Here is a 10,871-nt window from a genome sequence, read left to right on the forward strand (position 1 = left end):
TGGCGATCAGCGTGACGAGCGGCGGCGCCATGATCAGCAGGACCGCGATGGTGATGCCTTTGCGATGTTCGATCATGATCACACCAGCCGCCCTGGCGAACGCAGATAGTCCGCCTTGATTTTCTCGACGATCCAATAGGCGGTGGCGCCTACGGTGCCTGTCGGGTTGTAGCCCGAGTTCTGCGGAAACAGCGATGCGCCCGTCACGAACACATTGGGCACGTCCCAGCTTTGCCCATAGCGGTTGACGACACTGGTTTCCGGGTTGTCGCCCATGGCCGCGCCGCCCGTCAAATGGGTGGACTGGTAGGCGGTGGACGAAAACGGCCGCTTGCGGGGCCCGGGTTCGGTACGCGCAATGCCTTTCATCGCGCGTGCGATCTCGTCGCCTTTGTCGGTCAGGAAGGCCGACATGCGGATGTCGTTGTCAGGAAAATCGTAGGTCACGCGCAGCAGCGGGAGGCCCCAGGCGTCCTTGTAGGTGGGGTCCAGGCTCAGATATCCGCCGCGCCATGGCTGGGCGGACCCCGTGATGGTGATGGACGCGGAATGGTTGTAGTAGCGCTTGACCGCCTTTTTCCATTCGGCGCCCCAGGTCGGCGTGCCCTTGGGCGTGGGGTGGTACCCGATCGGCGCGCCGCTGACGACCTGGATCTGCAGGTAGCCGCCGCCCACGAACCCGAGCGGCCCGTGGTCGAAGTTGTCGGCGCTGAAATCGTCCATCGTCACCGCGACGGCGCCCGCGCCCATGAAGGGGTTGATGTTGACGGATTCGTCGAAGAACAGGTTCACGCCCGACGTCGTCTGGTGCGTGTAGTTGCGCCCCACGACGCCGGTGTCGGTGACCGGGTCGTAGGGCTTGCCGATGCCCGAGAGCAGCAGCAGCCGCACGTTGTTGATGCTGAAGGCGCACAGCACCACGATCTCGGCGGGCTGGAAGACCTCTTCGCCGGCGGCGTCCACGTAGGTCACGCCGCGTGCCCGCTTTTTGTCAGGCGTCAGCTCCACGCGCAGCACGTGGGCGCCGGTGCGGATCTCGAAGTTCTCCATCTTCATCGCCACCGGCAGGATACAGACCTGCGGCGAGGCCTTGGCGAAGTGCTCGCAGCCGAAGTTGGAACAGAATCCGCAGTACACGCACGCGCTCATGTGCAGGCCTTCGGAATTCACGTAGGGCCGCGTACAGAGCGCCGACGGCTGCACATAGGGGTGGTAGCCCAGCTTCTTGGCGGCCTCGCCGAACAAGGCCGGCGCATAGGGCACCTTCATGGGCGGATTCGGATACGGCCGCGACCGCCAGGGTTCGAACGGGTTGCCGCCTTCCTGCTTTTGCCCCTTGATGTTGCCCGCTTGCCCGGACGCACCGATCAGGTAGTCGTAGCGGTCGAAGTAAGGCTCGAGTTCGTCGTACGTCAGGGGCCAGTCCTGACAGGTCAACTCCTTGTCAAAGATGCCCGCGCCGTAGCGTTCGGTGTAGTGGCTGCGGATGCGGAAATCCGTGGGGTCGAAGCGGTAGTACGCGCCCGACCAGTGGTTGCCCGCGCCGCCCAGATGCGTGCCGGGATAAGCGAATTGCCAGCGGCGCATGGGCAGCGCCTTCTGGTCGGTGTTGTTGCGAAACGTGTAGGTTTCGGTCGCGGCGTCCTGGTGCAGTTCGTGCCGGCGGGTGTATTTCAATTCGTCGTGGACGTTCGGCCCTTGGAAGTCGGGAGAGGGCCAGCGCGCCTGGCCCCGTTCCAGCACCACCACGCGCTGCTTGGCGGCCGCCAGTTCCTTGCCGATGATGGACCCGGTCCACCCGCCGCCGATGATCGCCACGTCTACTGCGGGTAAGGTCTTAGCCATGCTTGTCTCCCGGTTTCATCGCATGTCCCGTGGCGTTGGCGATGGATACCGGCTTGCCGGCCCAGATGACGCCGTGCCGTTCGATATCGTTGGAGAACGACGCGAACGCGCCCGGGAACCCCACCAGCTTCCAGCCCACCATGTCGGCGTTGCCGCCGTACAGCGGATCGGAGAAGAAGCCTTCGATGGTCGCGTCCAGCAGGGTCTGGAAGAACACGTCGGATGGCAAGGGCGAAAAATCCGGTTTGCCGGCCTGCAAGTCATGAAGCCAGGCGTCCTGCCTGGCTTCGTCCAATTCGGCGAACGGTTTGCCGTCCTGCTTGCGGGTTGCGGCATCCAGCGCAGCCAGGCCGCGCCGGATCATCTCGGCAGGCGTGAATGACAGCTGGTAGCCCTGTTCGGGCGTGCCTTTTTCGAACGGGCCTTGGCGGTAGAACTGGCTGCCCGCGCCCCAAGCGCCGGCCAATTGGCCATCCAGGAAGCGCGTGACGCCCGCTTCCTTGGCGCCGGGCCCAAGGTCGTCGGCCGGAATCAGGCGCGCGGCGATGGCGTCCATCGCTGCCGCTTCCTGCGCATTGAAAAAGGTAAGGGTGCGATTGGGGGATGGGGCGGGAGCGTGGGGCGTCTGCCCTGGGGCCGCGGCGGGCGCAGCGTCGGCGGGCGCGCTGCGGGCGGTTACCGCCCAGGCGGCGCCGGGGACCCCGACCGCCAGCGCCTTGAGCAATCCGCGCCGTCCGGGGGCAGGCGGATCGTCCGGGCGTGGAAGACCAGGGGAAAGATTGTCCGAGGGTTGATCGTCCATGCATCACTCCAGCTTCGGGGGCAGGCACGCTACTTGCCCCTGGGTGAAAGAGATCCCGCACCAGCTCGTTATCTGTCGGCGCCTAGTTTGTCACTGTTTTCCATTTGGAGACAACCATGAAAAGCCACAAACTGCTACTGCTGTCCGCCCTGGCATTGCTTCCCTGGCACGCCGCCGGGGCGCAATCCGTCCACACTACGCTGGTCGCCCAGGCCGCGGCGCCCCAGCAGCCCATGCCGACCGCCGACGAGAAGACGGCGCCCGCGAACGCCATCGGCAAGCCCGTCCCCGGCGCCCGCACCACCGATGAGAAGAAAATGCCATCGACTGAAGAAACGGACTCCCGCTCGAAGGCGGGCTCCACGCCGCGCCAGAAGGATCCCGGGGCGGATACCCGCAACGGGCAAGGCACGCCTGGCGGCAAGACGGGCGCGCCCGACAATGCCGGCATGCCGGGCTCGGGTGCGTCCTCCGGTTCCGGCGGTGGCGCGGATCCCCGGTAGCGGCAGGGCGCCGCCGGACTCGCATCCTGACAGGATTCAGGTAATATTCAGGTTCCTGTAAGAACGAGAGCACGGCGGTTTTCACGCGCTATCACTGCCTCAGGCAGTGCGCGAATGCCGCCAACTATGACCGAAGACCCCCCTCCTAGCAGGGCGCTGCGGCGCCCGACATCCCATCCTGCTTGTCCCTCGGCCTCCGGCATGCCCGGCTGCGTCGATCTGGTCCGCGCCATGGCCGCGACGCCTCGATTGGGCGGCCGCGCGCCGCCGGCGTCTGGCCCCATCCCCACGCTTGATCACGCTTTTCCTTTTCAGCAAGGCGACGCCTTCGCGCGCGCTCGCCCGTTTTCCGTGGACCAACGATGATTTTCGACTGGATGAACGACCCCACCGCCTGGCTGGGCCTGGCGACGCTGGTCATTCTTGAAATTGTGCTGGGCATCGACAACCTGGTGTTCATTGCCATTCTTGCCGACAAGCTGCCGCCCGAGCAGCGCAACCGCGCACGCCTGATCGGCCTGACGCTGGCGCTGGTGATGCGCCTGGGCCTGTTGGCGAGCATCGCGTGGGTCGTCACCTTGACGGCGCCGCTGTTCACCGTCTGGGGCGCCGAGATATCCGGCCGCGACCTGATCCTGATCCTGGGCGGCTTGTTCCTGCTGTTCAAGGGCACGATGGAGCTGCATGAGCGCGTGGAAGGCAGCGCGTCGCATGACGCCGGGCAGAAGCCGCAACACGCCGTGTTCTGGCAGGTGATCCTGCAGATCGTGGTGCTGGACGCCGTGTTTTCACTGGACTCCGTGATTACCGCGGTGGGCATGGTGCAGGACCTGAGCATCATGATGATCGCCGTGGTTCTGGCGATGGCCGTCATGATGCTGGCCAGCCGCCCGCTGATGGCATTCGTCGGCCGTCACCCCACGGTGGTGATCCTGTGCCTGGGCTTGCTGCTGATGATCGGCTTCAGCCTGGTGGCCGAAGGCCTGGGCTTCCATGTGCCCAAGGGCTACCTGTACGCCGCCATCGGTTTCTCGATCCTGATCGAGTTGTGCAACCAGTTGGCGCGCCGCAACCGCGCCCGCGGCACCCACGCGCTGGGACGCCGCCAACGCACGGCCCAGGCGGTCTTGCGGCTGCTGCGCGCGGGCCGTGCCGGCCAACCCGGCCATCAGGCCGACGAGGTCGTGGCGCTGGTGGACAGCGCAGGCGACGAACCTGCCTTCGCGCCGGAAGAAAGCTCGATGATCGAGCGCGTGTTGTCAGTGGGCGCGCACGACGTGCGTTCCATCATGGTGCCGCGCGGCGACATGACGTGGCTGGATGTGTCTGACACGCCCGACGTCGTCGTCCGCAAATTCGCGAGTGGCCACTCGCGCCTGCCGCTGTGCGCGGGCGAGGCCTCCAACGTGCTGGGCGTATTGCACTTCAAGGACGTGCTGCCGCTGCTGCAGAATCCAGGTGCGATCGACCTGGTGGAACTGGCGCGCGAGCCGCGCTACGTCATGGAAACGACCCCGGTGTTGAAGGTGCTGGAGGAACTGCGCGCCTCGCGCGACCACATGCTGATCGTGGTGGACGAGCACGGCGTCTGCGAAGGGCTGGTGACGCCGATGGACGTGCTGACGGCCGTGGCCGGCGAATTGCCCGAGCACAGCGACGACCAGCCTGAAGCCTTGCAGTTGTCCGATGGCACGTGGTTGCTGGAAGGGCGCCTGTCCGTGGGCGAGGCGGCTCGCCTGTTGAACGCGCCGGCGCTTGCCGACGAATACCCCGACGCGACGCTGGCGGGGTGCCTCTTGCGGGCGGTCGGCCGGATTCCGGACGCCGGGGATACCATCCAGCTGCATGACTGGGGCTTCGAGGTGACGCGTCGCGACGGCTTGCGGGTGGATCAGGTGCACGCACGGCCTTCCACGTTTGAGGACACCGCGGCTAACTGAAAAACCAGCGACGCGTAAATGGCAGCGGATACTCCAACGAGGAGTATCCGCTGTTTTTTTGCAACAGGCGACGCAACGTGAACCGTTCATCCATAGGGGAATGCGCGGGATTATCCCGCCTTGACGGCCGCTTGGGAAAAGCAAGACTCTGTGAGAATATTGCAGCAGATTTCACCCTTCTTATTATCTCCATTAACAAATAAGAGAAGGTGCTCGGTACGACGGTGTGTCTTTGCATTTTGTTGTTCTTAGTGGAGCGCGAAGCATGGGCAGTGCGAGGTCTACGGCACGAGGCAAGGTAAGCAGGGAAATCGCAGCAAGATTGCTGATCAGCGCGCCGCTGGGTTTTTGCGCCGGCGCTTATGCGCAATCCGCCGACGACGCGAATAAAAGCAATAATCCATTGAACCTCGCGGCGTCCTTGAATTTTCAGAATTACTACACGCCAAAATTATTCGGCACCAACGCGCACACGAATGATTTTCTGGTTCGACCGACGATCCCCATCGCACCGGGCGACTGGGTGGGCGTGCCGCAGATACTTCGTTTCACCGCGCCCATCAGTACCCGGCCGCAAGCCGACGGCAGCTACAAGACGGGGTTGGGCGACGTCAATGTGTTCGACATTTTCCTGTTGAGCCAAGGCGAACTTGACGTCGGCATCGGGCCGATGCTGACCATGCCTACCGCGACCAGTACCGAAACGGGCGCCGGCAAATGGTCCGGCGGCCTGGCCGGTACGGTCGTCAGCAGCAGCAAGGAAGGCCTGATGGGCGCGCTGGTCGAATGGCAGCATTCGTTCGCCGGGCAGAACCGCCGCGACACCGTGCATTCGGCCACGTTCCAACCGTTCCTGATCCGCAATTTGCCGCAAGGCTGGTATGTGCGGTCGACGGCGACTTGGACGTTCGACTTGCAGAAGAACAACTACTACATCCCCGTCGGACTGGGCGCCGGCAAGGCCTGGCGCATGGGCAAGAACATCGTGAACGTTTTCGCCGAACCGCAATGGACGGTGGCGCACAAGGGCGAAGGCCTGCCCCAGTTCACCGTATTCGCCGGGGTGAACATTACGTTCGGGCATTGATCGCGGCACGGGTTTCTTTGAAGTCCAGGAGCACGGAATGCAAAAGGTAAGGGCCTTTATTCGTAGCGCGCTGGCGATCGCCGGCCTGGCGGCCTTGGCGGGGTGCGCCACTCAGCGCGCGCCCATCCAGGACGAGTCGCTGCGCAGCACGGCCAAAGAGGCGTACCTGTACGCCTACCCGATGCTCTACAACTACAAGACGATGTACGGGCAGGCGATCCACCCCGGCGGTAAAGAGTACGTGGGCGGCTTCGGCAAGTTCCGCCACTACTCGCAACCGTACACGCCGGAAAACCGTGAAATCGTCACGCCGAACAACGACACCCCGTACTCGTGGGCCTGGCTGGACCTGCGCACGGAACCGTGGGTGCTGAGCCTGCCCGCCACCCCGAAAGATCGCTACAACGTCTTCCAGATGGTGGACCTGTACACGTACAACTTCGCTTACGCGGGCGTACGCGCCACCGGTTTTGGCGCGGGCAACTACCTGATCGCCGGGCCGCGCTGGGACGGGGGCAAGCCCAAGGGCATCACCAAGGTGATGCAGTCCGAGACGGACTTCATCGGCATCCTGGGCCGCACCAGCTTGAACGGCCCGTCCGATGTGAAGAATGTGCAGGCTTTGCAGGCCAGGTACCGATTGCGTCCGCTGAGCGAATTCCTGCGGCATCCGCCACCCGCCGCCGCCCCTGCTGACGTGGACTGGCTGCCCTGGGACGAGCAGCGCGCCACTTCGGTGGACTTCATCGCCTATCTGAACCAGCTGCTGGCGTTCACGCAACCGCAGCCGGCTGCCGAGCAGGACATGATGCGGCGTTTCGCGCTGATCGGCATCGGGCCGGGCAAGCCCTTCGATGCCGCCAAGCTGGATCCGACGACGCGCACCGCGATCGAGCAGGGCGTGGCTGACGGCAAGGCGGCGCTGCTGCAAGCCGAGAAGCAGACGCGCTCGTCCATCGGTTTGTTCGGTTCGCGGGCGGCGCTGGGCAACGACTATACGAAGCGGGCCGTGGCCGCCGCCATGGGCATCTACGGCAATTCGTCCGAAGAGGCCGTGTATCTGGGATACGAGGAAGACTCGCAAGGGCAGCCGATGGAGGGAAGCAAATCCTATGTGATCCGGTTTGAGCCGGGGCAGTTGCCGCCTGTCGCGTTTTTCTGGTCCATGACCATGTACGACCTGCCGGGCCGTCATCTGGTCGACAACCCGATCAAGCGCTACGCGATCGGCGACCGCACCCGTGGACTCAAGCGCGGCCAGGACGGTTCGCTGACGCTATACGTGCAGCATGCCAGCCCGGGCAAGGACAAGGAATCGAATTGGCTGCCGGCCCCGGAAGGGCGGTTCAACATCGTGGCGCGGTTCTATGGCCCGAAACCCGCCATTCTGGACGGTACGTGGAAGCTGCCCAAGGCCGAGCTGGCGCCTTGAGGCTTAAGGGGAAGGGGAAGCAATGATGTCGAAATGCCCGCGCCGGACTGCCTGGCGCAATGCAATCACGCCATGGATCACGTTGGCCGCGCTGGCCGCGCCGGCGGTTTCCATGGCAACCGAAGGCGCTTTGGGGCGTCAAGTCACGGGCACCAACGTGCAGCCGAATGCGGGCATCGTTTCGCCCGAACCCATCTGGGCTGTGAATTTCGCGCAGATCTATCTGGACGGCAAGATCGGCGGAAGCCGTGAAGTGCCGGTAGGGGGGCGTACCTCGCTGGGGCTGGACGGCAAGGTGGCGTTCACGCTGGCCACCGTCCTGAAAACCTGGGACACGGGGCCCGGGCGCTGGAACTTTGCGTCGAGTTTCACCTTGCCCTATGTCTGGACCAAGGTGGATTCCAAGCTGACGGGGCCGGGCGGCCGGACGGTGGGGCAAAGCGATACGGCGTCGAACCTGTTCGACCTGTATTTCTCGCCCATCATCGCCGGCTACCACTTCTCTGAAACCTCGCACATGGCGCTTAGCCTGAACATCTGGGCGCCCACGGGCAAGTACAACGCCAGCGACATGGCCAACCCCAGCCTGAACAACTGGACCTTCATTCCGCAGGTGGCCTACACCAAGATCTTTCCGGAGTCGGGCTTCCAGCTGGATACGGTGGCGGGGGTGCAGTTCTATACCCGCAACAGCGCCACGGACTACCGCAACGCGCCCGTCTTCAGTCTGGACGTGATGGGGCGCAAGACGTTCAGCAATGGCGTCAGTGCGGGCCTGATCCTGGGCACCCAGCAGCAACTGGGTAGCGACAAAGGCCCGACGGCCGACCGGCTCAACGGCTTCAAGGGGCGTGACTGGGCACTGGGTCCGATCGTGACCTATGACACGAAACTGGCGGACAAGCGCTCACTGTCGCTGAGCCTGCGCTGGGTGCCCACGATCAGCAGCACCAACCGGCTTGACAGCACCAGCACGGTCATGGGGACCGCCACGCTGGTGTTCTGAGTTCGGCATCGATCAAGAGGGCTGCCCCGTGCCGCGGGCAGCGGTTTTCCGTCTTTCTGATTTCGGGTGATTGATATGGCCAAGCAAGAGAAGCAGAAACTCCGTTGGGTCAGCGCCTTGCTGCTGGGGGGGGTGGCGCTGGGCGTGGCGGCCAGCACCACCTATCTGGTGCTGGGCGACACCGGCCAGCCTGAACCCGTCAAAGTCGTACTGGGCGATGGCAAAAGCGGGCCGCCGGGCATGGCATGGGTGCCTGCGCGCGAGTTCCTGATGGGCAGCAGCCACAAGCTGGCGCAGCCCAATGAAATGCCTGCGCACAAGGTGTCGGTCAGCGGCTTCTGGATGGACGTGAACGACGTGACCAACGCACAGTTTCGCCGCTTCGTCGAAGCCACGGGTTATGTCACCACCGCCGAACAAAAGCCCAGATGGGAAGACTTGAAGGTGCAGCTGCCGCCCGGCACGCCGCGTCCGGACGACAGCCTGCTGGTGCCCGGCGCGATGGTGTTCGTGGGCACCGAGGCCGAAGTGTCGCTGCGCGATTACTCGCGCTGGTGGCGGTATGTGGCAGGCGCCAACTGGCGGCATCCCCAAGGCCCGGGCAGCTCCATCGCCGGCAAGGACGACCATCCGGTGGTGCAGGTGTCGTATGAAGACGCCATGGCCTATGCCAAATGGGCAGGCAAGCGCCTGCCCACCGAAACCGAATGGGAAATGGCCGCGCGAGGCGGCCTGGAGCAGGCCACGTATACCTGGGGCAATGAACTGCTGCCGCAAGGCAAGTCCATGGCCAATATCTGGGACACGCAGCAACAGCAGCCTTTCCCCGTCGTGAAGGACGAGAAGGTGCAGGTGGGCACGATGCCGGTGGGCAGCTTTTCTCCCAACGGCTACGGGCTGTACGACATGGCGGGCAATGTCTGGCAATGGACGTCGGACTGGTACCGCGCCGACGCGTTCAAGATCCAGTCCCAATACCGCCAGCCGCCGGTGGATCCCGCCGGCCCGGCGAACAGCTTCGACCCGGACGACGGCATCGTGCCGGCCGGCGCGCCCAAGCGCGTCACGCGCGGCGGGTCGTTCCTTTGCAGCGACACCTACTGCATCAGCTACCGCACCAGCGCGCGCCGCGGCACGGATCCGATGAACGGCATGTCGCACCTGGGATTCCGCACGGTGATGACGACCCAGCAATGGAAGCTGGCGCAGACAGGCAAGAACGGCGTCGCCAGCCGCTGACGCCACCCCCCATCCTCTGAACGGGAGATTGAATGCCGACCGTCAATCGCGACAGCATCCTGGATCTGGAACGCGCCATGGCGCAATCCGTCCTGGGGCAGGACGCCGTCATACGCGAGGTGCTGCTGGGGCTGCTGGCCGATGGCCACGTGCTGCTGGAAAGCCTGCCCGGACTGGCCAAGACGCGTACGGTCAAGGCGCTGGCCGCCCACCTGGCGGCCGACATGAGCCGCATCCAGTTCACGCCCGACCTGCTGCCCTCGGACATTACTGGGGCTGAAGTGCTGCAGCAGGACGCGCAGGGCCGGAACCAGATTCAGTTCCAGCAGGGGCCCTTGTTCGGCAACCTGATCCTGGCCGATGAAATCAACCGTGCGCCCGCCAAGGTGCAGTCCGCGTTGCTTGAGGCCATGGAAGAACGGCAGATCACCGTGGCGGGCAATACGCACCCGATGCCGGAGCTGTTCATGGTGCTGGCGACCCAGAATCCCATCGAGCAAGAGGGCACGTATCCCTTGCCTGAGGCGCAGATGGACCGCTTCATCATGAAGATCGTGCTGGACTACCCCGACGCCGCCAGCGAAATCCGCATGCTGTCGCTGTTGCGCGGCGAGTCCCGGCAGGATGCGCCGGCTGCGGCCCTGCGGCTGCCGCAAGACGCGCTGTTCGCCTGCCGCGCCGAGATCAGGCAGGTGCACGTGTCCGAGGCACTGGACCAGTATCTGGTCGACCTCGTCAACGCGACCCGTCATCCGGCGGGCTATGACCCCGACCTGGCGCGGTGGATCCAGGTGGGCGCCAGCCCTCGCGGGGCCATCGCGCTGGACAAGGTGGCGCGCGCCCAGGCCTGGCTGGACGGACGGGACTACGCCTCGCCGGACGATGTGCGCAGCGCCGCCAAGCCGGTGCTGCGCCACCGCTTGCACCTGTCCTATGACGCGGTGGCGGACGGGGTCGGCGCCGATCAGGTGATCGGCAAACTGCTTGATGTGGTTGCGGTTCCCGTGTGAGCACCTC

9 protein-coding genes are annotated in these 10,871 nt (G+C 64.7%); 7 read left to right on the top strand and 2 right to left on the bottom strand.

All coding sequences use genetic code 11. The features are described from left to right. Positions 1–78 precede the first annotated feature (78 nt). On the bottom strand, positions 79–1,845 hold the full coding sequence (locus AC27VE_RS23685; protein ID WP_088587390.1) for a GMC family oxidoreductase: 1,767 nt from the start codon (positions 1,843–1,845) through the stop codon (positions 79–81). Continuing rightward, a complete protein-coding gene (locus AC27VE_RS23690; protein ID WP_052017786.1) occupies positions 1,838–2,647 on the bottom strand; it encodes a gluconate 2-dehydrogenase subunit 3 family protein in 810 nt (269 codons plus the stop codon). Before AC27VE_RS23690 ends, AC27VE_RS23685 begins: the two co-directional genes overlap by 8 nt. 116 nt (positions 2,648–2,763) lie before the next feature. Between AC27VE_RS23690 and AC27VE_RS23695 the strand changes: the two genes are divergently transcribed. The 7 genes from AC27VE_RS23695 (at position 2,764) to AC27VE_RS23725 (ending at position 10,864) form a co-directional block, all read left to right on the top strand. After that, the gene (locus AC27VE_RS23695; protein WP_488705146.1) at positions 2,764–3,150 is read left to right on the top strand and encodes a hypothetical protein; all 387 of its coding nucleotides are present in this window, start codon (positions 2,764–2,766) and stop codon (positions 3,148–3,150) included. 362 nt (positions 3,151–3,512) lie between these two features. Further along, positions 3,513–5,090 carry a TerC family protein gene (locus AC27VE_RS23700; protein WP_488705147.1) on the top strand — a complete coding sequence of 526 codons (1,578 nt, stop codon included), beginning with the start codon at positions 3,513–3,515 and terminating at the stop codon, positions 5,088–5,090. Between the two features lie 421 nt (positions 5,091–5,511). After that, the gene (locus AC27VE_RS23705) at positions 5,512–6,177 is read left to right on the top strand and encodes a hypothetical protein (RefSeq protein ID WP_427956187.1); all 666 of its coding nucleotides are present in this window, start codon (positions 5,512–5,514) and stop codon (positions 6,175–6,177) included. Between the two features lie 37 nt (positions 6,178–6,214). After that, entirely contained in the window at positions 6,215–7,609 is a 1,395-nt protein-coding gene (locus AC27VE_RS23710) for a DUF1254 domain-containing protein (RefSeq protein ID WP_488705148.1), read from the top strand. Positions 7,610–7,634: 25 nt separating this feature from the next. Then, positions 7,635–8,615 (top strand): SphA family protein, encoded by a 981-nt coding sequence (locus AC27VE_RS23715; RefSeq protein WP_488705177.1) that lies wholly within the window; start codon positions 7,635–7,637, stop codon positions 8,613–8,615. Between the two features lie 75 nt (positions 8,616–8,690). Then, positions 8,691–9,854, top strand: a complete 1,164-nt coding sequence (locus tag AC27VE_RS23720) for a formylglycine-generating enzyme family protein (RefSeq protein WP_488705149.1) — start codon at positions 8,691–8,693, stop codon at positions 9,852–9,854. A 32-nt stretch (positions 9,855–9,886) separates the two neighbouring features. Then, a complete protein-coding gene (locus AC27VE_RS23725; RefSeq protein ID WP_488705150.1) occupies positions 9,887–10,864 on the top strand; it encodes an AAA family ATPase in 978 nt (325 codons plus the stop codon). Positions 10,865–10,871: the final 7 nt, after the last annotated feature.

The organism is Achromobacter sp. 18P8.1.1 (assembly GCF_057799415.1).